This is a genomic window from Nocardia sp. BMG51109, from assembly GCF_000526215.1.
In the GTDB taxonomy this organism is placed as follows: domain Bacteria; phylum Actinomycetota; class Actinomycetes; order Mycobacteriales; family Mycobacteriaceae; genus Nocardia.
On record NZ_JAFQ01000004.1, the window covers coordinates 4362616 to 4385392 of the forward strand.

The 22777-nt window shown below is 68.6% G+C and carries 27 protein-coding genes; 11 read left to right on the top strand and 16 right to left on the bottom strand.

Features of this window, described 5'->3' with window-relative positions:
• Window positions 1-91: 91 nt before the first annotated feature.
• Complete coding sequence (locus D892_RS0120880; RefSeq protein ID WP_024803111.1) at window positions 92-1543, bottom strand: MFS transporter; 1452 nt, start codon at window positions 1541-1543, stop codon at window positions 92-94.
• 61 nt (window positions 1544-1604) lie between these two features.
• Here D892_RS0120880 and D892_RS0120885 point away from each other — a divergent pair, with 61 nt between their 5' ends.
• Complete coding sequence (locus D892_RS0120885; RefSeq protein ID WP_024803112.1) at window positions 1605-2117, top strand: helix-turn-helix domain-containing protein; 513 nt, start codon at window positions 1605-1607, stop codon at window positions 2115-2117.
• A gap of 239 nt (window positions 2118-2356) precedes the next feature.
• On the opposite strand, the gene D892_RS0120890 is transcribed toward D892_RS0120885, so the two are convergent.
• A complete protein-coding gene (locus tag D892_RS0120890) occupies window positions 2357-3109 on the bottom strand; it encodes a MerR family transcriptional regulator (protein WP_024803113.1) in 753 nt (250 codons plus the stop codon).
• 260 nt (window positions 3110-3369) lie between these two features.
• On the opposite strand from D892_RS0120890, the gene D892_RS0120895 reads away from it, so the two are divergent.
• Entirely contained in the window at window positions 3370-3885 is a 516-nt protein-coding gene (locus tag D892_RS0120895; RefSeq protein WP_024803114.1) for an SMI1/KNR4 family protein, read from the top strand.
• Window positions 3886-3957: 72 nt separating this feature from the next.
• Here the strand turns inward: D892_RS0120895 and D892_RS0120900 are convergent, their stop codons facing one another.
• Together D892_RS0120900 and D892_RS0120905 are read right to left on the bottom strand one after the other, a co-directional pair.
• The gene (locus D892_RS0120900; RefSeq protein WP_024803115.1) at window positions 3958-4422 is read right to left on the bottom strand and encodes a PPOX class F420-dependent oxidoreductase; all 465 of its coding nucleotides are present in this window, start codon (window positions 4420-4422) and stop codon (window positions 3958-3960) included.
• A 56-nt stretch (window positions 4423-4478) separates the two neighbouring features.
• Window positions 4479-5099, bottom strand: a complete 621-nt coding sequence (locus tag D892_RS0120905; RefSeq protein WP_084161623.1) for a TetR family transcriptional regulator — start codon at window positions 5097-5099, stop codon at window positions 4479-4481.
• 217 nt (window positions 5100-5316) lie between these two features.
• On the opposite strand from D892_RS0120905, the gene D892_RS48665 reads away from it, so the two are divergent.
• The 3 genes from D892_RS48665 to D892_RS0120920 are packed head-to-tail and all read left to right on the top strand — an operon-like array spanning window position 5317 to window position 8055.
• On the top strand, window positions 5317-6567 hold the full coding sequence (locus D892_RS48665; RefSeq protein WP_024803117.1) for a ferredoxin reductase: 1251 nt from the start codon (window positions 5317-5319) through the stop codon (window positions 6565-6567).
• Window positions 6568-6582: 15 nt separating this feature from the next.
• Window positions 6583-7731, top strand: a complete 1149-nt coding sequence (locus D892_RS0120915; protein ID WP_024803118.1) for an acyl-CoA desaturase — start codon at window positions 6583-6585, stop codon at window positions 7729-7731.
• Entirely contained in the window at window positions 7732-8055 is a 324-nt protein-coding gene (locus D892_RS0120920) for a hypothetical protein (RefSeq protein ID WP_024803119.1), read from the top strand.
• Window positions 8056-8073: 18 nt separating this feature from the next.
• Here D892_RS0120920 and D892_RS0120925 read toward each other — a convergent pair whose 3' ends face one another.
• Entirely contained in the window at window positions 8074-8631 is a 558-nt protein-coding gene (locus D892_RS0120925) for a DUF4254 domain-containing protein (RefSeq protein ID WP_024803120.1), read from the bottom strand.
• A 481-nt stretch (window positions 8632-9112) separates the two neighbouring features.
• Between D892_RS0120925 and D892_RS0120940 the strand changes: the two genes are divergently transcribed.
• Window positions 9113-9433 (top strand): hypothetical protein, encoded by a 321-nt coding sequence (locus tag D892_RS0120940; protein WP_024803121.1) that lies wholly within the window; start codon window positions 9113-9115, stop codon window positions 9431-9433.
• A gap of 406 nt (window positions 9434-9839) precedes the next feature.
• On the opposite strand, the gene D892_RS0120950 is transcribed toward D892_RS0120940, so the two are convergent.
• The 4 genes from D892_RS0120950 to D892_RS0120965 form a co-directional block, all read right to left on the bottom strand.
• Window positions 9840-10403 (bottom strand): ATP/GTP-binding protein, encoded by a 564-nt coding sequence (locus tag D892_RS0120950; protein WP_036569338.1) that lies wholly within the window; start codon window positions 10401-10403, stop codon window positions 9840-9842.
• Between the two features lie 91 nt (window positions 10404-10494).
• On the bottom strand, window positions 10495-10926 hold the full coding sequence (locus D892_RS0120955; protein WP_024803123.1) for a DUF742 domain-containing protein: 432 nt from the start codon (window positions 10924-10926) through the stop codon (window positions 10495-10497).
• Window positions 10923-11351 carry a roadblock/LC7 domain-containing protein gene (locus D892_RS0120960; protein WP_024803124.1) on the bottom strand — a complete coding sequence of 143 codons (429 nt, stop codon included), beginning with the start codon at window positions 11349-11351 and terminating at the stop codon, window positions 10923-10925. Before D892_RS0120960 ends, D892_RS0120955 begins: the two co-directional genes overlap by 4 nt.
• A complete protein-coding gene (locus tag D892_RS0120965; protein ID WP_024803125.1) occupies window positions 11348-13906 on the bottom strand; it encodes a nitrate- and nitrite sensing domain-containing protein in 2559 nt (852 codons plus the stop codon). Before D892_RS0120965 ends, D892_RS0120960 begins: the two co-directional genes overlap by 4 nt.
• Before the next feature lie 334 nt (window positions 13907-14240).
• Here D892_RS0120965 and D892_RS0120970 point away from each other — a divergent pair, with 334 nt between their 5' ends.
• Window positions 14241-14930, top strand: a complete 690-nt coding sequence (locus tag D892_RS0120970; protein WP_024803126.1) for a DUF4389 domain-containing protein — start codon at window positions 14241-14243, stop codon at window positions 14928-14930.
• Here D892_RS0120970 and D892_RS0120975 read toward each other — a convergent pair.
• The 3 genes from D892_RS0120975 to D892_RS0120985 are packed head-to-tail and all read right to left on the bottom strand — an operon-like array spanning window position 14852 to window position 17524.
• Window positions 14852-15880: an ATP-binding cassette domain-containing protein gene (locus D892_RS0120975; RefSeq protein WP_024803127.1), complete on the bottom strand. Its 1029-nt coding sequence runs from the start codon at window positions 15878-15880 to the stop codon at window positions 14852-14854. The genes D892_RS0120970 and D892_RS0120975 overlap by 79 nt on opposite strands.
• Window positions 15877-16725: an ABC-2 family transporter protein gene (locus D892_RS0120980; RefSeq protein WP_024803128.1), complete on the bottom strand. Its 849-nt coding sequence runs from the start codon at window positions 16723-16725 to the stop codon at window positions 15877-15879. Before D892_RS0120980 ends, D892_RS0120975 begins: the two co-directional genes overlap by 4 nt.
• Window positions 16718-17524, bottom strand: coding sequence for an ABC-2 family transporter protein (locus D892_RS0120985; RefSeq protein WP_232236132.1), 807 nt, complete (start codon window positions 17522-17524; stop codon window positions 16718-16720). Before D892_RS0120985 ends, D892_RS0120980 begins: the two co-directional genes overlap by 8 nt.
• A gap of 157 nt (window positions 17525-17681) precedes the next feature.
• Between D892_RS0120985 and D892_RS0120990 the strand changes: the two genes are divergently transcribed.
• The 3 genes from D892_RS0120990 to D892_RS0121000 all read left to right on the top strand — a co-directional run bounded on the left by D892_RS0120990 (window position 17682) and on the right by D892_RS0121000 (window position 19053).
• A complete protein-coding gene (locus tag D892_RS0120990; RefSeq protein WP_024803130.1) occupies window positions 17682-18131 on the top strand; it encodes a MaoC family dehydratase in 450 nt (149 codons plus the stop codon).
• A gap of 102 nt (window positions 18132-18233) precedes the next feature.
• Complete coding sequence (locus D892_RS44580; RefSeq protein WP_063629967.1) at window positions 18234-18380, top strand: DUF1059 domain-containing protein; 147 nt, start codon at window positions 18234-18236, stop codon at window positions 18378-18380.
• 49 nt (window positions 18381-18429) lie between these two features.
• Window positions 18430-19053, top strand: a complete 624-nt coding sequence (locus D892_RS0121000; RefSeq protein ID WP_024803131.1) for a hypothetical protein — start codon at window positions 18430-18432, stop codon at window positions 19051-19053.
• 75 nt (window positions 19054-19128) lie between these two features.
• Here D892_RS0121000 and D892_RS0121005 read toward each other — a convergent pair whose 3' ends face one another.
• From D892_RS0121005 to D892_RS48670, 4 genes are all read right to left on the bottom strand, one after another.
• The gene (locus D892_RS0121005; protein WP_156959615.1) at window positions 19129-19743 is read right to left on the bottom strand and encodes a hypothetical protein; all 615 of its coding nucleotides are present in this window, start codon (window positions 19741-19743) and stop codon (window positions 19129-19131) included.
• Between the two features lie 117 nt (window positions 19744-19860).
• Window positions 19861-20763: an SMP-30/gluconolactonase/LRE family protein gene (locus D892_RS0121010; RefSeq protein WP_024803133.1), complete on the bottom strand. Its 903-nt coding sequence runs from the start codon at window positions 20761-20763 to the stop codon at window positions 19861-19863.
• Window positions 20763-21407: an NAD(P)-dependent oxidoreductase gene (locus D892_RS45475; RefSeq protein WP_232236359.1), complete on the bottom strand. Its 645-nt coding sequence runs from the start codon at window positions 21405-21407 to the stop codon at window positions 20763-20765. Before D892_RS45475 ends, D892_RS0121010 begins: the two co-directional genes overlap by 1 nt.
• Complete coding sequence (locus D892_RS48670; protein ID WP_051499130.1) at window positions 21326-21541, bottom strand: hypothetical protein; 216 nt, start codon at window positions 21539-21541, stop codon at window positions 21326-21328. Before D892_RS48670 ends, D892_RS45475 begins: the two co-directional genes overlap by 82 nt.
• Before the next feature lie 405 nt (window positions 21542-21946).
• Here D892_RS48670 and uraH point away from each other — a divergent pair, with 405 nt between their 5' ends.
• A complete protein-coding gene (gene uraH, locus D892_RS49210) occupies window positions 21947-22774 on the top strand; it encodes a hydroxyisourate hydrolase (RefSeq protein WP_198036957.1) in 828 nt (275 codons plus the stop codon).
• Window positions 22775-22777: the final 3 nt, after the last annotated feature.

Below are 22777 nucleotides of genomic sequence, written 5' to 3' on the forward strand. Positions count from 1 at the left end.
CACGATTCACAACGAGCAGTGCTGCGTCGGCTCTCGAGCTCGAGTGGGGTGTCGCTCGATGCGTGCACGTTCGTGGAACCGCACCTGCGGGTCATGTCGACTTACCTTGCGGGACAGGAGTTGTCGGTTGTGAATGTGTGGTGTCGGGTGCGCGCCGGTGGAGCAGGAGCACCGTCGCGGCGCCCGCGAGGGTGACGGTTCCGGTGAGTACGGAGACCAGATTCCAGCCCGACAGCTGCGCGGTGAGATCGTCGCGCGGCGCGGCGGCCAGGACCCCGACGACGGTGACTCCGACCGAGGCGCCGATGTAGCGGGTGGTGTTGTTCATGCCGACGCCCACCGAGGCGCGTTCGGGCGGGACGGTGGCCGTGGCCTGCCGTCCCAATGCCGCGTTCAGGACGCCACCGCCGACGCCGGCCACCAGCAGGCCGGGGATCAGGTGCCGGATGGTCGAATCGGTGTCGAGCCCGGTGAGGAGGAGCAGGCCGATTCCGGTGACCGCGAGGCCGAGGACCAGCTGCGCCGTGCCGGTCATTCGCGCTGTCGCCCAGCGGCCCAGCACGGCGGAGACGGCGCTGGTGCCGGACCAGAGCGCGAGTGCCGCACCCGCGCCGAAGGTGCTCATATTCATGCTGGTGACCAGGAACGTGCAGGCGAACGACATCAGCGCGATCACTCCGGCGCCGGTGACCGCGGCAGCCGCCGTGGCGGCGGTGAAGTCGCCGCGGCGAAACAGCGCGAAGTCCATCATGGGTGAGCGGCTGCGGAATTGGCTGACGGCGAAGGCCACCAGGGCGACCGCCGAAACACCGAAACAGATCGGGGCCGCGACGAGGCCGCCCTGGCGGATTTCGATGAGCGCGACCAGCAGCAGTCCGATCCCGAGGGTCAGCAGGGCGGCGCCGAGCAGATCCAGGTGCCTGCCGGGAACGACCGCCGTCTCCGGGAAGCAGCGGCGCGCGGCGAGCGCGACGCCCACTCCGGCCACGGCGAGCAGCCAGTAGGGGGCTCGCCACAATTCCGCGAGGTCGAACAGGCCGGTCAGCAGCGGGCCGAGCGCGATGCCCAGGCCCATACTGGCACCCCACCAGCTGGCCGAGAGCGACCGCGACCGCGCGCCGCTGTGCACCGCGGCCACGAGGCCCAGCCCGGTCGCGATCAGGCCCGCCGCGCCGATCCCTTCGACGAGTCGGCCGATGACGAACTGCGCGGCCGTGGTCGCGGTGGCGCACACGACGGATCCGGCCGCGAACACGTACCCACCGACGACGAAGATCCTCCGGCGGCCCGACTGGTCGGCGAGCGCGCCCGCGGTCAGCAGGCTCACCGCGAGGGCGGTGCTCATCGAGCTCAGGATCCACATCGTGGTTCCCGGTGCGGCGGTCAGGGCGGTCGTGATCGTCGCCGCGTTGCCCAGCGGGCCCGAGTAGGCCAGCATGGCCACGAACGTGCTCAGCGACGTAAGCACAAGCGCCGCACCGAAAGACGCCGGTGTGTCGGTGGTCGATCGGGCTGCGGCCGTGCCGGGGCTTGGTCTGTTCACCAGACTATCGTGACAGAGATTCGGTCTGGTGAACAGACCTAACCGCGGATACGATGGAGCCATGGCACTGGGAACCGGATACGACCGGCAGGGCTGTTACCTCGCCCGCGCCCTCGAGGTGGTCGGCGAGCGCTGGACCCTGCTGATCCTGCGCGACTGCTTCTACGGCGTGCGCCGATTCACCGACCTGCGTGAACACCTCGATATCTCCCGGGCCGTGCTCACCGACCGGCTCGACACCCTGATCGAGGCCGGCGTGCTGGTCCGGCAGGACTCGGGCGGGCATCCGGAATACCTGCTCACCGAGGCCGGCCGGGCGCTGTGGCCCACCATCTTCTCGCTGTCCAAGTGGGGCGAGCGCCATACGAACGGCCCGCACCCCGCCCGGATCTTCAGCCACGCGGAATGCGGCAGCGACATAGACGATTTCGGCCGTTGCCCGGCGTGCGGCCGGACCCCGGGCCCCGACGACCTCGTCATACGCCCGGGGCCCGGGACCAACGCGATGCGCCGCGGCGACCGAGTAGCCCGTGCCCTGGAGCGCCCCCATCGAATGCTGACCCCGATCGGCTGACGCCGGGGCCCGGCCCGATCGGCCGACCGCCACCGCGAAGCTCCCAGCCGACCGAATCGGCACCATCCGTCGGGCAGGTGCTCTCGTTGCCCGGAGGACGCGAACCTTGAACCCGCTGATCAAGAGTCGGCCCGCCCGGTCGGCGTGGAAACACCGGCATTGTCGTGCGGTTCGGTGTGGCGCACGGGACCTCCCGTGCGCCACGTCTCCGAGTCGCGGCTCATATCTTCGGCCGGTTGTCAGCGAGAAGCGTTGGCGGCCTTGATGAATTCGATCTGCGCGGGGGACGGGCCGCCGAATTCGCTTTCGATTCGGTCGGCGTTGTCGGCCTGCATGCGATACAGGTTCTCGCGCAGGGAGGCGTCGCCGCCGTGGAAGCCCTCGAGGAGTTCCATCCATCGGGCGGCGAGGGCGCGAGCCTCCGGCGAGGACGGGTCCACGCCGGACTCGATCGCCGCGTCGACCTTCGGAATGAGTTCGGCCCATCCCGATTCGATACGGCGGACCTGCTCGTCGCCGTGTTCCTCCCGGCGCGCCGCGAGCTGCGCCAGCTGGTTCTCGCTGAAGTACTTCTTGACGGTGTCGTCGACCATCACGGTCCTCCTGATCAATTCCAGGAAGTTTTCGGCGGATGTTGCCGGCCGGCTTTCCGTCGTAGCGGTCAGCGCCGACACCAGGGCGTGTAGATCCTGGATAGCGGTCAGCTGTGCGGCCAGAAAATCCTGGTGCGCGGCCAGCACCTGCGTCACGTCGACCGCGCCGGCCATCAGTTCGGTGATCGTGTCCAGCCGCAGCCCCAGTTGGCGCAGGGCCATCACCTGGTACAGCCGCCGCACATCGGCCTCGGCATACAGCCGATGCCCGGAATACGTCCGCTGTGCCGGGCACACCAGGCCGATCCGGTCGTAATGGTGCAGCGTCCGCACCGTCAAACCGGCCTCGGTGGCAAGCTCACCCACCTTCCACATTCGCCCGGATTCCGGCTCGTCCATCCGCCTTCTCCCACTTCCGCCGACGCACTCTGCGCCGGTGCCGCCGACGCTAAGACCCGACCGTACGTCAGGTTCAAGTCGTGATCGGCCCTCGACGTGTGCGCCGGGCGAGAGCGCCGGCACGGCCTGTTCTGCGGTCAGGATGCGCTCGGTCGGGGTTCGCGGGCACAGGATGGAGCCGGGCGTCGTGGCTCGTCCGCCTGTGCCCGTCGCCGCTGATTCGCCTCGGCCCGAACCGATTCGGTTGGTAGGTTGGCGAAATGCATTCGCTCCTCGTGCGACTCGACAGCTGGCTGGCGGCGAACCGGCCCGACTTTCACGCCGGGCTCCTGCCCGGTGCTTCGGCGGCGGCCATCGATGAGATCGCGGGCCGGGTCGACGGCGAACTACCTTCGCTGTTACGGGAGCTGCTCACCTGGCGAAACGGGCAGAGTCAGGACTACTTCGGGTGTCTGGCGTTCTACTGGTCCCTGATGTCGGCCGAAAACATCGCCGACACAATGGATACCGCTGCCCAGGTCGCGCAGGACGAGGGTTTCGAGGAGCTGTGGTGGAATACGGAGTGGGTTCACGACGACGAGTACCGAACGCTCATCCATCCCACCCTCGAGGCGTGGCTCGACACTCTGGTCACCGGATTCGAGGCCGGCATGTTCGACAACCCGGAGAACGCGGAGGAAGGCAACGGCCGCTTCGATCCCGCCGACTGGGAGGCACACGAGGCATTCGTCGCCGAACGCAACCCCGGCTACCCCCTCGAGGAGTGCGCCCTGTGACGGTCCCCGGCGATATCCGGCCGCCGGCGTAGTCCGGGCCGCGAAAGTCATTCGGGCCCAGCGGGAAACGGGTCAGGAATCGGCGAGTTCGGGCGGGAAGCCGCCGGTGGCGACGGGGCCCCAGCGCTCGATGTGGATGCGGATCAGCGACTTGTTCTGGCGGGCCATGGCCTCGCGGTACTCGTCCCAGTCGGGGTGTTCGCCGGAGATGCAGCGGAAGTAGTCGACGAGTCCGTCGACGGCCTCGGGCATGTCGAGGACCTCGGCCCGCCCGTCGACCTGGACGTACGGGTCGTTCCACTCGTCGGACAGCACGCAGATCGATACCTGGGGGTTGCGGCGGGCGTTGCGCGTCTTGGCGCGGGCCGGATACGTGGACACGACGATGCGGCCCTCGGAGTCGACACCGCAGGTCACCGGCGACAGCTGGGCACTGCCGTCGGCGCGGGTGGTCATCAGCACGCCGCGATGACGCGGCCGCAGGAACTCCAGGAGCGCGGACAGTTCGACCTTCTCGGCGGTGGCGATGCGTGGCATGGGCCGATCCTCCCACGCCGTGATCCGCGCCGGCGTCGCGAGGAGGTGAGTGGCGGTCAGGGGGTTCCGGTGGTGCGCCAGGAGGCCATGCCGAGGGCTATCAAGCGGACCTGACGGACGGCTCGGTCGACGATGTCGACGCGGTCGCGCAGGGGGGCGGCAAGGTAGTCGGCGATGCGATCGGCGACGGTGGAGACGATCAGGTCGGCGGCCAGTTCCAGATCGTCCGGGGGCCAGGCGTCGAGGGCCCGGATGCGCGACAGGTCGACCACGAGTTCCCTGGTGATGAGCTGCATCTCGACCACGATGGCGCCGCGCAGCGCGGACGAGCCGCCGTGCCGCTCGCGGATCAGGAAGCCGTGCAGCGCCTCCCGGCCGGACACCTGGCCGAAGACGAAATGCACGGTCTCGGCGAGCCGGGCGTCGGGGGTGCGGCGCAATTCCCGTAGCGCCAAGCGCAATTGGCGCACGCCCTCGTCGACCAGGGCGGCGCCCAGTTCGTCCAGCGAGGCGAAGTGCCGATAGAACGCGGTCGGCACGATGCCGGCCGAGCGGGCGATCTCACGCAGGGACAGCGCGGCGAAGCCACGGTCGGCGGCGAGCGTCAGCGTGCCCTCCAGTAGGGCCTGCCGGGTGCGCTCCTTGCGCTCGACGCGGGACTCCACCTGCTCGCTCATCTCGGTGAGCATACATCCGTTCACGATTCGTTCTCTCCCCGGGATGTTGCTTCGGTCACAGCTCTTGCTGGTTGAACTTGTGTGGCACCAGCAGGCACACTATTTGAGTGTACAGATGTGCACCGAAATTGTGGGTAGCTGTTCCGGCGCTTATGACGACGCGCGGACGGCCGGATCTCGGTGACACGCTCGGCCCGACAAGCCTTGGGAGAACCGCATGAGGGGACTCGTCGACCTGGTGCAGACGCTGACCTCGCCGCACCCGATCGATCGCTATCTGGAGCTGGTGCGGCCGACGCTGACCCTGCGCGATATGCGCGCCGAGATCACGCACGTGCGCCGCTCGGCGCCCGATTCGGTGACCCTGACGCTGCGCGCGACCCGGCAGTGGTCGGGACACCGTGCCGGGCAGTACGTGCAGATCGGGGTGCTGATCGACGGTGTCAAGCACACCCGCTGCTATTCGCCGATCGATACGCAGGGCCGCCGCGACCGGCACCTGCGCCTGACCGTCAAGGCGCATCCGGACGGCCTGGTCTCGCAGTACCTGTTCCGGCACGCGGCGCCGGGCATGGTGGTGGATCTGGCGCCGGCCGCCGGTGCCTTCGCCCTGCCCGATCCGCGCCCGAACCGGATCCTCCTGATCAGCGGGGGCAGCGGCATCACCCCGGTGCTGTCGATGTTGCGCACCCTCGCCGACGAGAACTACCCGGGAAAGCTGGTGTTCCTGCATTACGCGGCCTCGCCGGAGGCCGTCCCGCATCGACCGGAACTGGAGGATATCGCCCAGCGGCACAACAACTTCCGCATCGAGCTGCGGTACCCGAGCCGCGCCGTCGGCGAGCGCCCGGGGTCGCCGGGATCCGATGCGGCTCCGCGGACGGCGGGTGAGACCGAGCGCGCCGCGGACTCGCTCCCGGTGGATCCTGCTTCGGGCGGCTCGGGGCCGACAGACGTTGCGGCTCAGGCCGATTCCGCCGATGCGAGCGGCGGCGCCCCGTGGTCGTGCGCGGCCCCCGCGCGCCCGGTGGGCTACTTCGGCTACGACACCCTGGAGCAGCTGGCGCCGTGGTTTGCCGCGGGAGAAGCCTTCGTCTGCGGCCCACCGGCCCTGATGACGGCGGTCCGCCGCGTCTACCGGGCCGAAGGGCTCGACGACCGGCTGCACACCGAGGAATTCACGCTGTCGGCCCCGCCGGTGGATCCCGCCGGCGTCACCGGCGCCACCACCTTCTCGGTCAGCGGCGTGCGGGCCGACAACACCGGCGACAGCCTGCTGAACCAGGCCGAATCCGCCGGTCTCACACCGGAGTACGGCTGCCGGATGGGGATCTGCTTCTCCTGCACGGCGGTCCGGCGTTCCGGCTGCACCCGCAATCTGCGCACCGGCGAGCTGGACGGCGATCCCGATCAGCCCATCCAGCTCTGCATCAACGCCGCCGTCGGCGACGTGGACATCGAAATCTGAAGGGGAGAAAGCGATATGACCATTCTCACCGAGACCGAGAACGGCCCGCTGGTGCTCAGCCCGCAGCAGGTCGAGGAGATCGGCCGCCGGCTGGACGAACTGCGCGAGCGCGTCACCGCCGATCTGGGCGAGCGCGACCGCGAATACATCTACTCGATCATCAAGGCGCAGCGCGGTTTCGAGATCGCCGGGCGCGGCCTGATGTATCTGGGCTTCCTGCCGCCGTTCTGGCTGGCCGGGGTGGCCGCGCTGAGCGTCTCCAAGATCCTGGACAATATGGAGATCGGCCACAACGTCATGCACGGCCAGTGGGACTGGATGCGTGAGCCGGGCCTGAATTCCCGTGTGTTCGAATGGGATACGGTCTGTCCGGCCGATCAGTGGAAGCACTCGCACAACTACGTGCACCACACCTTCACCAATATCCACGGCCGCGACCGCGATATCGGGTACGGGGTGCTGCGCATCGACGAGGGTCAGGAGTGGAATCCCTACTACCTCGGCAATCCGGTGTACGCGGCGCTGCTGATGCTGTTCTTCGAGTGGGGCGTGATGCTGCACGACCTCGAGGCCGACAACATCGTCCGGGGGAAGCGCTCGTGGTCGGATATCAAGCGGCTGGTCAAGGGGCAGGTGCGCAAGGCCGGGCGGCAGGTGCTCAAGGACTACGTGGTGTTCCCGCTGCTGAGCGGGCCGCTGTTCCTGTCCACCCTGGCCGGCAACGCCACCGCCAATCTGGTGCGCAACGTCTGGGCGTACTCGATCATCTTCTGCGGCCACTTCCCGTCCGGCGTACAGACGTTCACCGAGGAGGAGACCGAGAACGAGACCCGCGGCGAGTGGTACGTCCGGCAGATGCTCGGCTCGGCGAACATCACCGGCAGCACACTGTTCCACATCATGTCCGGCAACCTGTCGCACCAGATCGAGCACCACCTGTTTCCGGACCTGCCGGCCAACCGCTATCCGGAGATCGCTCCCGAGGTTCGCGCGCTGTGCGAGAAATACGGCCTGCCCTACAACACCGGCCCGCTCGGCAAGCAGATCGGTGAGGTGTGGGGGAAGCTGTTCCGCCTCGCGCTGCCGCCCGCGCCGACCGGGAAGACGTCACCTCCCGGTGTTATCGTGATGCGAGAGCGACACCCTAGTGAAGCGGGCGTGTGAATGATCGGGAAATTCGAAAGCAACAAGGATCTGATCCAGGAATTGACGTCGTCCGGGGCACGACACGTCGGCAATATCGCAACGATCATCACCGGTACCGTCGCCGAGGTGACGCGTGAGGTCGGGGAATGGGTCACCGACGCCATCGAGATGCGCGAGGCGGCCGCGGCCGCGCGGCGCGACAACGAGGCCGCCGCCGACGTGAACGGCGGGCGTGACGAGTCCGACGTGCTGCCGGACGAGTCGCGGCAGACGCCGCACGTCGCCGCCGATCAGCCCTATATCGACGCCGACGTGGAGATCATCGACCCCGACCAGCGCTGATCCGGGTGCCGCCGGTGCTCAGAACACCGGCAGCCGGCGTCGATGCTCGGTGACGTCGGTGATCAGGTCCTTGTAACCGTCGGCGAGTTCGGCGAGGCGGACCCACTGCAGGTGCGCCTCGCCGTCGACGCCGCCCCGGCGCGAGAGCACGCTCACCCGGGTACGCCGGTCGCCCTTCGGATCGGCCATGCGCAGGCCCAGAGCATGGTGCGCGGCAACCCATTTCGCGGCCATCCGGTCGATGACGGCGCCGAGCGTCTCGGTGTGCAGCGAGGCGCCGGCCCGGTGCGCGACGTGCTCCGCGACCCAGGTGTCGATGTGATCGATCAGCCGGGTCCGGGCGCCGTCGACATCGTCGACGACCTGACTGCAGGCGGCGACCCTGCTGCTGGGCGCGTCGGGTGCGTGCGCGGCCTGCTGCGCGTGCCGGCGGCGCTCGTGGCACCGCACCAGGTCGTATCCGGCTTCGAGTACGGGATGCGCGTTGTCCGCGCCGCTGCGGAATGCGTGCAGGAGTTCCGCCGCGGATGGCAGCCCACCGAATTCGATACGACCACCGGCGTATTCGGTCGCCATGGTCCTCACCCTCGCCTGTGTCGACTGGATGCGCCAGGGCCGAGGGGGTATCGGGGAGGGGCTCCCCTCGGCCACGGCGCAGTCCCGCGGCCCGGGCACGACAGTCCTCGGCACATGCTCACGGTGAAGAAACCGGGAAAAGCCGCGACGATGCGATAGAAGACTGTCCGGGTAAATGCGGGACATATTCAGGAAAGCGCCTCGGGGGAATCCGCGCAACAAGCCGCCGCCCGAAAACGGAAGCTGCCGGACAATCGTTATAGACCGTTACGGGCGGGTCACGCGGCCGCCAAGATCGAAGATCGTGCACGGATGTAGGAACGCAGGATACCCGTCCGGCGAGATCACGAAACGCCGTGCCGCCGAGCCGATCCGGCGGCCGGTCGCGTGCGGTTTCGGTGAACGGATGTACTCGCTGTTCGGCGACACGGTAGCTATCCACGTGCCGCATCCCGCGTGCCGTCCGATAGCCTGGTCTTTCGTGTCCGCCTACGTGTCCTCCCCGGAGCTGACCTTCGGCTTCCTGTTCGCGCTGGAAGATCCGGAGCGAATCGCCGATGTGGTGCGGAATCTGATGGAGCGCCGTACCGTATCCGTGTTCCGGCTGGCGCACGTGTCCGGCACGGCCGGGCCGCCGGAGCGCTACGTGGTGAACTGGGCCGCCATCCCGCAGATCTCGGTCACCACCGGTGCGCCGGAGCCGGAGGAGTTGCTGGCCGCTCGCACGATGCTGGTGAACGCCTTCCTCGACGACCAGGGCGGAATCAGTCTGTATTCGTCGCAGGGCAGCATTCCGGGATGAGTCTGCGCAGGTAGCGACGCCGGGCCGGAGGGTAGCGGAGATGCGGATTCATCGCCCCGCGGGCGGATTTCGTTAGCATGATTCATCGCACAGGGGCTCTCAGCGACCTCTCAGCTACAGGCAAGCCGGTGTTCAGGTGGTCTGGGAAATGTGGGTTCCGGTCGTTGGTCCAACAGGGGCGCCGACCGCGAATACCTGTTCCCTACAGAGAGGTTCGACCATGATCCCCGTCATCATCGACACCGGAAGCGCTGCGCTCGGCGGTCTGCTCAACACCGGAGGCGCTGCTTTCCAGGGCATTCTGAACACCCTGTTGACGGGTTCCTTCGGCGGCTGAGCCCGCCTCGCCGGCTCTTCTCACACCGCCCCGGTGTTCGCGCCGGGGCGGTGTCGGCCGTCTGCGGGGTCAGCTGGCGACCGCCTGCGACAACCGGTGCAGCAGCACCTGTTCGAGCAGCTCGACCAGGACCTGCTTGACCGACGTCCGGTCGCGCGCATCGCATTCGACGAGGTGGATCGACTCGTCGATATCGAGGGCCTCGCGCACCTCGTCCAGGTCGAAGTGCTGGCCGCTGTCGAACCGGTTGACCGCCACCACGAATGCGGTATCGCGCTGCTCGAAGTAGTCCAGCACCGGGTAGCAGTCCTCGACGCGGGCGGTGTCGAGCAGGATCACCCCGCCCAGCGCGCCGTCGAGCAGGTCGTCCCAGAGGAATTCGAATCGCTCCTGGCCCGGCGTGCCGAACAGGTACAGCACCAGGGTGCGGTCGAGGGTGATGCGGCCGAAGTCCATCGCCACCGTGGTGGTGGTCTTGTCCTCGCGCAGGCCCGGATCGTCGACGCCGACCGACACCTCGGTCATCGCCGCCTCGGTCGACAGCGGCTCGATCTCGGAGATCGCTCCGATGAAGGTGGTCTTACCGACCCCGAAACCGCCGCTGACCACGATCTTCACCGAGGAGGCCGACAGTTCGGGCGCGGTGTCGGAATCCCCGGCATCGGAGCGCTCGGTCTCGGAGTGTGCGGCGTCCTCGGAGTGTGCGGTGTCAGAGTGTGCGGTGTCAGAGTGCCCGAACAAGATCCCTGATCCTCTCGATGGCGGCGGTGGACAGTTCGTCCGCGGTCTGTGCCGTCGCGTGCCCGGCGGCGACCAGATCGCCGACGACGATCCGGGCCACGCCCACCGGAACATCCAGTGCGGCAGCGATTTCCGCGACGGAACGGGGTTGCTGGCAGAGCCGGACGACGGTCTGCTGTTCGAATCGCAGCGGTGCCGACAGCGCGGCGGGGCGCGCGTGCACCAGGGTCTCGATGCGCAGGCCGTCGACCAGCGGAGCGGTGCGGCCGCCGGTCATCAGGAACGGCCGGACCACCGGTTCGTCGCCACCGCCGTCGGCGTGCTGGTGCGGCGGGGCCGCGCGGGGATCGGACCACGCCGCCGGCCGGTTCAGCGCGATCATCCGGCGATCCGGCAATCTGTGCGGCTCGGTCATCTGCGCAACGATTCTCTCAGTTCGGAGATCAGCGCCGGGGTGAGCAGCGCGCCGGCCCGGTCGGCCAGCACGGCCATCTGGTAGCCCACCAGGCCCACGTCGGCATCGCTGCCGGCGATCACGCCGATGCAGCTGCCGTCGGCGATCGCCGACACCAGCAGGAAACCGCGGCGCATCTCGATCATGATCAGTTTCAGCCCGTCGAAATCATAACTGCGCGAGGCGCTCCGGGACAGGCTGACCAGTCCGGAGACCATGGCCGCGAGCCGATCGGCGCCGGCTCGGTCCAGGCCGTCCGACATCGCCATCAATAGTCCGTCCGAGGATACCGCGACCGTGTCGCGGACACCGTCCGTGCTGCGGACGAAGTCGGTCAGCAGCCAGTTGAACGCGTGCGGACCGGTGTCCGGCAGGTGGGTCGTCACCTGGGTTCCTCCTGTGTGGTCGAAGCCGGAATCCGTTGCCGCTCGGTCGATTCGCCGCGCTGATGTCCGGCGCGGAAACCGGTGAGCATGCCGCGGACCTGGTCGGGGGAGCGGTCGGCGGCGGGCGCCGCCGGCTGCCGGGGCGCGACCGCGGGGCGGGCTCCGGCATCGCGAGTCTTCCGGTTGCGCTTGACGAGCCCGTTTCGCGTACGTTGAACTTCGGCAACAGGTGTGTCGTCGGGGGTGTGAGGTTCGGGTGCTTCCGGCGCCGCGGCGGCGCGATTGCGGTGTGCGGCCGCGGCGTACAGGGAGTCCTTCATCGGCCCGGGCGGCAGCGTCGGGAACGGGTCGGGCTGCGGATCGCCGGACGGTGTGCCCGCCGATGTGTCCATCGGTGTGCCCGCCGATGTGTTTGCCGATGTCTCCCGGCTCGCCGGAAGGCTGTGCCGCCCCGGCGAATAGCGTTCCGGCGCCTGCCCGTTCCCGGCGTTCCCGGTGCTGACCGACGGGAGTTCCGTGGTGGGCGCGGGATCGGGCGAGAGCGCGAGCGCGCGCCGGGTGGAACGGAAAGTGGGCTGTGTGACCTCGGCGGCCGCATGCTCCGATGTCGTCTCGGTCGCCGGGTGACCGTCGATGTCCCGCGCGCGGATCGCGGGTGCCGCATCGGGTGTCGCGTTCGGCCGGGCCGTACCGGGATCGGCCAGCAGCCCGAGGGGCAGCAGCAGCCGCGCGACCACGCCGCTGACCGGCGACACCGTGAGTTCCACCTCGATACCCAGCCGGCGGGCGAGTCGGCCGACGACGTAGTGGCCGAGATACCGGGTCGGCGCCACCAGGAAATCGGCGTCGCCGCGCAGCCGGGCGTTGGCGTCGGCCAGCTGGTCGGCGGACATCCCGACCCCGTGATCGACGATCGCCAGCAGGTAGTGCTGCCCGAGGCGGCGGCCGTAGATCTCGACCTCCAGATCCGGTGGGGAGAAGGCCAATCCGTTCTCGATCAGCTCGGCCAGCATATGCGCCAGGTCGCTGACCACCGCGCCGGTGATCGCGACGTCGTCGACGCGGCGCAGCACGACCCGGGGGTAGTCGTCGACCTCCGACAGCGCCGCGCGGATCACGTCGGTCAGCGGGATCGGCTCGGACCACCGTCGCGGGCTGGCCTCGCCGACGAGCACCAGCAGGCTTTCGGCGTTGCGGCGCATGCGGGTTGCCAGATGGTCGAGTTCGAACATGTTGGCCAGCATCTTGGGGTCGAGCTCCTCGCGCTCGAACTCGCTGATCAACGCCAGCTGCCGGCGCACCAGATTCTGGTTGCGCCGCCCCAGATTCGCCAGTGACTCGGTCGTATTGCGTTGCAGCAGCGCCTGTTGCGAGGCGAGCTCGTAGGCGGTGACCTGCACCCGGTCGAATGCCTCCGCCACCGAGACGATCTCGGTGCTCGCACCCGCCGGCGTCCGGACCTGTTGCGGCGGATCGGGTTCGGCGTCCGTCGCGGCCTGCCAGGCGTGGATCAGTTCGGGCAGCCGGCGCGAGGCCACGTCGTCGGCCTCGCCGGCGAGCGCGGCCAGCGGGCGCACGATGGCGCGGGCGCTCGCCACCACCAGCAGCACCAGGATGAACAGGGCCAGCATGGCCGCCCCGGTGTAGGCGCCGAGCTGGAGGGCGGCGGTGCGGCGCAGCTGATCGGCTCGGTGCTCGATATCGGCGCCGACGCTGCCCTGCACGTCGCGCTGCTGGTCGATGACGGCGGTCATCCGGGCCCACCAGTCGCCGGCGGCGACCGGCTGCGTCAGCGGGCCGCGGTCGGAGGCGAGCGCCACCGACTCGGCCTCGGCGGCCCGCACGGCGTCCTCCGAATGCAGCACGGTGTCGAGCCGGGCCTGCTGGCCGGCGGTCGCGTCCTGCCGGAACGCCGCCAGCGCGGAGTTCTGTCCGGCGCGGATGGTGAGGAACCGCACGTATTCGCCCGGCCCGAAACCGCCCGCGGCGAAGACGCCGTTGAGGAATCCGCGCTCCTGACCGGTGAACTCCTTGGCGTCGCCGAGGGCGTACAGGGCCTGCAGACCGCGCCAGATCTCGTCGTCGCGGGCGTGCTCGAGGCCGGAGCGGGTGCGGCCGAGCGCACCGATCGTGTCGGAATAGAACTGGAAGGTGGAGGTGCGATCGGCGCCCCGGGCGTCGACGCGGTCGCGGGTATCGCCGAGCGCGGTGAGCCGTTCGAGCGCCACCCGCGCCTGATCCGCGCCGGGTGCGTCGGCGGTCAGCGCGGAGTCGAGGGCAAGCCGGGCCCGGTCGGTGGCCGCGCGCTGGTCGTCGACGGTCTGCCGCAGCGCCGCGTCGCCGCCGAGCAGGCCGTTGGTGAGGCCGCGCTCGCGCTGCAATTCGTGCACCAGGTCTTGCACCGACAGCGCCAGCGAGACCCCGCGCACGGTGGTGTCGGTGTCGCGGTACGCGTCGACCTGGCGGGCGACGATCACCCCGAGTAGCACCAGCGCCAGCAGCACCGAGACCACGAGCACCCGCGTCAGCTGACCGCGAATGGTACGGGGCCGCATCACCCGGGACAACGGTGTGAGTTTTTTGCTACCTGACGGCAACAATCGGTTTCGGCGGAATCGCACTCGTACTCCTCGTTATTCGCTCGACGCCGACCGCCGGCCGCGCGCCGTGGAGAATCAGAAGCAACCTGGCACACCCCGATCGGGTCCGCAACAGGAACGGCGCGGCGCCGCGCCGTACGCGACCGGCCGAATCGGACACGCCGTACGCGACCTCGTCGATGACGCATCCACCACGGAAAGTCCCATAGATTCCGGTTCGGTGGGAAACAATTGACGACACAACCGGCTCCCGCATGGACGAGCCGAAACGCCCGAAAGGAGTGGCGTCATGGAACCCGATACGACTGCGCAACCCGAGGTGAATCCCCACCCGATCCGCGTGCGCGGTGATCTGGATCCCGCACTGTCGCGCTGGCAGTGGATAGTCAAATGGATTCTGGCGATTCCCCACTACATCGTGCTGTTCTTCCTCAGCATCGCGTACTTCGTCGTCACCGTGATCGCGTTCTTCGCCATTCTGTTCACGGAGCGTTATCCCCGTGGGCTTTTCGATTTCAACGTCGGCGTCATGCGGTGGTCCTGGCGGGTGCGTTTCTATGCCCTGTCGGCGCTGGGGACCGACCGGTATCCGCCGTTCAGCCTGCGGCCGGACGATAATTATCCGGCCGATCTGGAGGTGGACTATCCCGAGCGTTTGTCGCGCGGGCTGGTGCTGATCAAGTGGTGGCTGCTGGCGATTCCGCAGTATCTGATCGTGGCGGCCCTCACCGGTGGCGGGCAGTACTGGGGCGACGGCGACGGTGGCGGCATGGGCTGGCCGCCGCTGCTGGCCGTCCTGGTCCTGATCGCCGTGATCGGCCTGCTGTTCACCGGCCGCTATCCGGCCGGGCTGTACGCGTTCGTCATGGGCGTGAACCGCTGGTCGATCCGGGTGCGGGCCTACGCCTCGCTGATGCGTGACGAGTACCCGCCCTTCCGGCTCGACCAGGGGCCGAGGGAGCCGGAGTCCGCGTCGTAGATCCGGCGCACCACATCCTCGATGTCGGGCTCCTCGATGGACAGATCGCGCACCTCGGCCCGGGCCGAGACCGCGGTGAGAAGCTGTGCCGCCGTGGTGGTTTCGGCATCGAACGCCAGGCGCTGACGGATGCCGCCGCCCTCGCTGGCCAGCAGCTGGGCGCCGGGCAGGCCGGTCAGGTCGGCGGTGGGTGCGGCGAGGTCGACCACGAGCACTCGCCGCATCCCCACCGTGGCGGCCAGGCCGGTCAGCGAGCCGTCGTAGACCAGCCGGCCGTGGTCGACCACCAGCACCCGATCGCACAGCCGCTCGATATCGCCCATGTCGTGGGTGGTCAGCAGCAGCGTGGTGCCGCGCTGGATCCGCTCATAGGACAGGAACTCGCGCAGCCGCTGCTTGGACAGTACGTCCAGGCCGATCGTCGGCTCGTCGAGAATCAGCAGCTCCGGCGAATGCAGCAGGGCCGCCGCGATTTCCGCCCGCATGCGCTGGCCGAGTGAGAGCTGGCGCACCGGGGTGTCCAGGGTGGCGGCCATCTCCAGCTGTTCGACGAGTTCGTGGGTGCGCTTGCGCGCGGCGTCGGGATCGAGCCGGTGGATGGCGGCCAGGATCGTGAACGATTCGCGCAGCGGCAGATCCCACCACAGCTGCGAGCGCTGGCCGAACACCACGCCGATGCGGCCGGCCAGTTCGCGCCGCTGCCGCACCGGCTCCAGCCCGCAGGTGCGCACCGTGCCGGAGGTCGGCACCAGGATGCCGGTGAGCATCTTGATCGTGGTGGACTTGCCCGCCCCGTTGGCGCCGATATAGCCCACGGCGGAGCCGGTTTCGATGGTGAAGCTCATGCGGTCGACGGCGGTCAGCACGTCGCGGCGGCGTCGCCAGTGCCCGTCCTCCTTGCGCCGCACAACGAACTGCCGGGTCAGTTCGATGCTCTCGATCGCGTTCATCCACCGCCTCCCTGATAGTGCCGTACACCTATTCGCCAGCACGTCAATGCGAGGATCCAGATCCACAGCGCCGCGACGGGTGTCGCCCACGCCAGCGACGACGGCAGCCATGCCGGGCCGGGCAGGCCCAGCAGCGCGATCGTGGGCAGGTAGGCCACGAAGGCCACCGGCACGGCGAATCCGAACAGCAGCGTCATCGGGTGGGAGAACACCGATGTCGGTTGCTGGGAGGCGAACGAGCCGCCGTAGGTGAAGCTGTTGGTCAGCTCCGAGCCGTCGACGAGGAAGAACTGTAGTCCGGCGGCGCAGACGAACAGCCCGGCGAAGATCGCTGTGCCGGCCCCCAGGGACAGCGGTAGGAGTACGAAAGCCTTTGTGTTCCAATCGATGTCGTTGACGACCAGGCCGGTGACCAGCACCACCGCGGCGACGCCGGCGCGGGCCAGCCGGCGCAGCGACACGTCGCTGGTGATCAGCTGCAGCAACAGCGGCTGAGGGCGCAGGTGGAAGGCGTCGAGGGTGCCCATCCGGATGTAGGTGGGCAGGGTGTCGGTGTGCCCCACCACGATCTGGGCCAGGGCGAAGGCAAGATTGGACAGTCCGAACAACAGCAGCATGGCGCGCATGTCCAGACCGCCGAGTACGCGCACGTTGTGGTAGATCACCCAGACCTCGGCGAATTCGACCAGCCCGATGAGTAACGACGACAGCATATCCGCGGCGAACGACAGGGGATAGGCCCGCTGCGAACGCATCCGGGAGCGCAGCACGGCGACGTAGGGAGTGAACCAATTGCCGTGTACCGCAGTGATTACCGGCGGCAGCGTATCCGATGTCTCAGCCACCCTGCACCTCCAGCCTGCGCCGGCCCGCCCGTAGTAGCAACCTCCCCAGCGCTGTTCCGGCGATCACCCAGAACACCTGCAGCCCGAGTATCTGCAACGCCTCCGCACCCGCCGCCCGCCCGGAGAGCACGTCGATCGGTCCCTGGAGCAGTGAGGGAAACGGGGTGAGGCGCGCGATGAGGTACAGCCAACCGGGAAACAAGTGGACCGGGACGAACAATCCGGCCAGGAAAGTCGCGACGATCTGGTACAGCAGCCTGATCCCTCGCGTCTCCACCAGCCAGAAGCCGACCAAGCTCACGGCGAACAGCAACAGGAACGAAATCGTCACCGCCAGTATGACACTCGCCACGCCCAGCAGATAGGGGGCGCCGGTGCGCGGCAGTCCGAGCTCGAAGGTCAGCATGCCCGCGGCGACGCTCGGGAGTCCCCGCAGCAACAGCGTGCAGCCGGCGCGGCCGAGATCCGACGCGAGGTAGGAGAACTGGATGTCGATGGGACGCAGGAAGTCCACCGCGACGTCACCGTTCTTGATGCGTTCGACCAGATCCAGCGGCGGCCCCATCACGCCGAGCGCGCCCAGCAACGCCTGCGACAGCCAGACGTAGGCCCCGATGGAATGTGCGTTGTACCCGCCGAATTCCGAGGTTGCTCGCACCGCGGCGAGCATCACCGAGGCGCGTACCAGCCCGAACACCACATTGGTGAACATGCCGGCGAACATTGCCAGCCGGTAGTGCCACTGCCTGCGGAATCCTGCCTCTGCCAGTCGCAGGTAGACACTGGGATCAGCGCACACAACCAATTAACGCTACGGCGATTGGGTCGCGTTCACAACAGGATTGGGAAATCGGCAATGTTCCGAAAGTGATACCGGACGGTTGCTGAGTCTTCGCCGGAGGCAGCGGAATTCGGCGGTCCGCTACGGTGTTCTGCCGCGTCGTTACGATCGGGTGATGATCATCATCAGGGGAGTGGATGAGCTGGAATCGGCGGTCGGGCGGGTGGCGGTGTCGGAGTGGCGGCAGCTGACGCAGGAGACGATCGACCGTTTCGCCGAGGCGACCGGCGACCGGAATCCGCTACACGTCGATCCTGGGTTCGCGCGGCGGACACCGTTCGGTTCGACCATCGCGCACGGCTACTTTCTCATGGGGGCGGCGCCGGTGCTGATGGCGGAGCTGTGGCGCCTGGAGGGGTTCGCGTTCACCGTCGCCTACGGCGTCGATCGTCTCCGCTTCCCGGCGCCGCTGCCGGTTGATGCCCGGTATCGGATGCGACTGTCGATCGATGCCGTCGATCGGTTCGACGGAGGCGCGCAGATCACGACGGGGCTCACCTTCGAACGCGAGGGCGGCGCCAAACCGGTGTGCGTGGCCGAATCTCTCTATCGCGTCTACGGTTGACCCAGCCCTTCGGCGAATACGCAAACCCACCGTCCGGTATCGGCCAGTGTGTGTTACCCATAAGGGAACGCCTACACTTCCGATCAGAGGAAAGGACTGCTGATGAAGCGAAACCTGAACTGCCCCTGTGGAGAATCCATCGTCGGCACCGACGAGGACGACCTGGTGGAGAAGACCCAGAAGCACCTGGCCGAGAACCACCCCGGCCACGAGTACACCCGCGACGAGATCCTCTTCATCGCCTACTGACCCGACGTTTTCCGGGGCGCCGCCGGGTGGCGCGCCCTATGCTCGGCCGATGGGAGAGGACAAACCGGATAACAGCACGACCAGTCGGCGGGCGGCCATCGTGGGCTCCGCTGTCGCGGCGGCCGTGGGGGTCGGGGCCGGAGTGGCCGCCGCGAAGGTCGGCGAGACCGAGGACGACGCGGCGGTCGCCGAAGGATCGTTCAAGGTGGTCGATCGTCGCGGGAAGCAGCGCTTTCTGCTGGAGACGACCAAGCCGCCGATCATCATCGGCGGTAAGACGTATCCGGCCGCGGAGCGGTCCGGTCCGGACGCCTCCTATTTGCTGTTCAACGACGAGAACGGCAATGAGAAGGGCGGCATTGTCGCGGCCGCCGGTGGCGCTCAGATCTCCTTCGACTATCCGAATGGTGATGCCATCCATCTGGGCTGCTTTTCGGATCAGCAGCCCGGAGGCGCGTCGCTGGAGATGAACCACATGGGGGATCCGGAGGCTCCGCTCGAGCAAGCGCGTCATCCGACCGGTGTCCACCTGTCCGTCGACAACGAGCACGGCTCCGCCCTGATGCTGTGCGACCCGCAGGGCAGGCCGCGGATTCGGTTGCAGGTCGCGATGGACGGCACGCCCACCATCGCCGTACTCGACGAACAGGGCGCGGTCGTGCGGCAGCTCTGACCGCCGGCGGTTTCTCCGGCCCGCATACGACCGCGCCCGTCAGGTGCGAGGAGTGCTCCGCCGCGTCCCCGGGGATCAGGTCCAGGCCGTTTCCGGAGACGCGGGTTCGTCGTCGGACGTCGTCTCCGGGCCCGGCTCGGCCCGCGTGCCCAGCGATTCGAGTTCCGCCCGCAGCTCGGCGACCTCCGCGGCCAGTTCGTCGCGCAGCTGTTCGCGCTCCCGCAGGCTGACGCGCAGGCTGTCGATGGTGTCGTCCATGGCGGCGAGCTTGCGGTCGGTGCCGGTCAGATGCCATTCGATGACGGCGCGGCGGTCGACGTCGGCGCTGGCGCGGGCGACCCAGTCGACGACGTGGTCGAGCCAGTCCGGCTGTTTGGGCATGCTCTCGGGAGGTTCCCAGCCGCGCCGCAGCTGCGGCTTCGACGACAGCACCCGCTCGGCGCCCGGACCCGCCGCCGGGGTCTGCATCTGCACGAGGTTGAGTTTTCCGGCGCTGGTCACCACGGCCGTGAGCCGGTATCGCCCGGCCAGGTGCATGCGCAGCTCGGCCGTGCCGCGGCCGTCGGCATCCATCGCGCCCAGCCACGGGCCGGTCGCGGCGTCGATGATCGCCTCGATCATGCCGAGCTGACCGACCCCGCGGCGCAGCCTCGTCGCGCGTTTGCGCAGGTCGTCCGGCGTTGCGGTCATCTGATCCCAGTGCATCGCACCCCGCTTCCTGATAGTTCGGCGACAGGGATCCGAATTCCCTCGAACATATCTGCCGTCGGCCGATCACCGCGGCAGACCTACCCGAGCGGCCGGATTTCAGGTGGTCGGGACCGGTGCCAGAGCGACATCGGCCGGCGGCCGCAGCCGGCGCAGTGTTCCGTCGAAGAGCGTGGCATACAGGGCCCAGCCGTCGCCGTCCGGTGCGATGCGCACCGAACTCGGGCCCGTCCACCCGCCCGACAGTCCCGACGCGACGGCGCAGGCCGCGCCGGTATCGGGATCGACGCGGTAGACCGTCCCGGCGACGTGGGCGGCGACATACAGATCTCCGGCCCGCGACATGGTCAGGTCGTCGGGCCCGGAGAGTAGTCCGGGCAGGGTGGCGGCGGTGGTCCACGCACCGGGGTCGTCGAGCGGTATGCGGTAGATCTGGCCGGTGAACAGGTCGTCGGTGTAGACGGTGCGGTGGTCGGGGGAGAGGGCCAGACCCTCCGCGCGCGGCACCGGCGACCAGTTCGGTTCCACGGCGCCGGTGTCGTGCCGATAGCGGCTGACACCCCGCGACGGTCCGCCCTCGGTGCCGACCCAGGTGGTCAGGAGATCGCCGTCGGGAAGTCGCAGTAAACCGTTGCCGGGCAACGGAACCGGTGGCGCCGAGGTGCCGGTCGCGGTGTCCGTCTCCCACAACCGGCCGTCCTGCCGGGTGAGGAATCGCAGAGTCGTTCCGTCGAGTTGGAGGCCACCGGGAGCCGCCAGGTTGTCGAGCACCGTGCGGACCTGCCCGCCACCGTCGACGTGAGAGACCTTCGTGTCCCCGGAAAGGTAGAAGCCGTCCTGCCCGTCCGGTTCGAGATTCTCCAGTTGCTCCAATCCTTGTGCGACGGTGTCGATCCGCCAGCCCGCACAGGGTTCGTCCGCCACGGCCCGCGCGGGCAACACACAGACGACGGCCGCACCGGCGCATGCCAGCGCCGTGCCCGTGATTCGCCGGAACATCATCAGCGCAGACTATGCCATCGGCGTGCCGCCGGCCCGCTCTCGGCGGTTGCGGCCGGTGTGCCGGTCGCCGCTGTCGGGTGGGGGCGGTGACCGGCGGATACTCCTCGGCGATCCGTTCTCCTTGACGGGCAGGCAATTCGGCGGCATCCCGCACGCGGAGCCGGATATTCGGTGAGCGCGTAAGCGGCGGTGCATCCCGCGGAGCGCGGCTGTGCCTCGTCGGGTAGCCGCCCGGCGCACGCCGGCTCGTGCTCGCGCGTGCCCCCGACGTGCCGGTAGGTCTTGCCGACCGCCTCGAAAATCGGTGTGGCCGAGTCGAAGTCGGCCTCGTTACCGCCGACCATGATGGACAGCACGCCCTGCTCGGCCCCCGCCTGTCCGCCGGACACCGGTGCGTCCAGTACCCGGAATCCGCGCTCGGCACCGGCCTCGGCGAGTGCGACCGAACTCGCCGGCCGGATGGTCGAGAAGTCGATCAGCAGAGCACCTTCCGGCGCATGGGCGAAGACGCCGTCGTCGCCCAGCACAACCCGTTCGACCTCGGGATGGTTGGGCAGCATGGTCACCACGACCTCGGCGTCGCGTACCGCCTCGGCGATGCTGCCGGCGCGTCTACCGCCCGCGTCGGCCAGTACGCCCGGCAGCCCAGCCGGCGCCCGATCCGCGCGGCGGCGGCCACGCTGTCGGCGAATTCCTGTTCGCGGCCCGGCCAGGACACCAGGCCGCGCTCGCCGGCAGGCATGTCCCCGGCGAACAGATGGAGGCCGATCAACCGCACGCCCGCCTGCTCGACGGCCTGGGCGAAGGTCTCGATCGCGGCGTCGTCCGGGGTGGCGGTGGTGAACGGCCACCAGAACCCACGGCGTCGAAACCGATCGCCGCGGCCGCCGCGGGGCGGTCCAGCAGGGGGATCTCGGTGAACAGGACAGGTTCACCGCGTAGGGGAGTGGATGTAGTGGATCCACCGACATATTATCTTCCGTTATATGGAATCATAATTCCGTACAACGACGGTAACGGTAGAATGGTGTGCCGATCAACACCCCGATGCGGTCCCGGGTGAACCGCGCCCGTGCCGGTTTGACAGTCCTTTGCTGGTCGCCTTACATTCGGTCAGTCGAAACTAATATTCCGTAATGCAGAATTAGTCGATCCCCGGTGCGCCGGGCGGAGGTGAACCCCCGTGACGGAACCGCTCCCGATCTCCCGGATCAACGAGCTACCTGCCGCGAGCTGGCGGGAATCACTGCAGGACGTGCTGGGCGTCGCGGAGTGGATCGACAAGGTGGGCGGCGCACGCCCCTATGCCGACCGCGAGTCCCTGCTGGCGCTGGCCGAACGGGAGGCGCTCGCACTCACCGCGGAGCAGGTGCGCCGGGCGCTGGCCGACCATCCGCGCATCGGCGCGGTCACCGCGCCGGGTTCCCGGGCGGCGCACGAGCAGTCGGGCGTCGATGCCGCCGACACCGAGCTGGCCGAGCGGCTGCGGGTGGGCAACCTCGCCTACGAGGCGAAGTTCGGCCACATCTACCTGGTCTGCGCCGCGGGCCGCGGCGGTCCCGAGCTGCTCGCCGATCTCACCACCCGGTTGGACAACGATCCGGGTAGCGAAATCCTGGTCACCCGAGCGGAACTCGCCGCGATCGCGCGAAAGCGGTTGGAGCGGTTGGTTACTTCCGGTCGCAGCGCCATCACCACGCACGTGCTCGACACCGCCGCCGGGCATCCGGCGCGGGGCATCGTGGTGCGCCTGGAGTTTCGTACCGGCGAGGGCTGGCGCGAACTCGGCAGCGGCCGCACCGACGCCGACGGCCGCGTATCGGATATCGGCCCCGCGCAGGTGGAGGCCGGCGACTTCCGCCTGACCTTCGACACGGCGGGCTATTTCGGCGACCGCGACCATTTCTTCCCCGAGGTGACCGTCACCTTCACCGTCGCCGATCCGCGGCAGCATCACCACGTGCCGTTGCTGTTGTCACCGTTCGCCATGTCCACCTATCGAGGGAGCTGAACG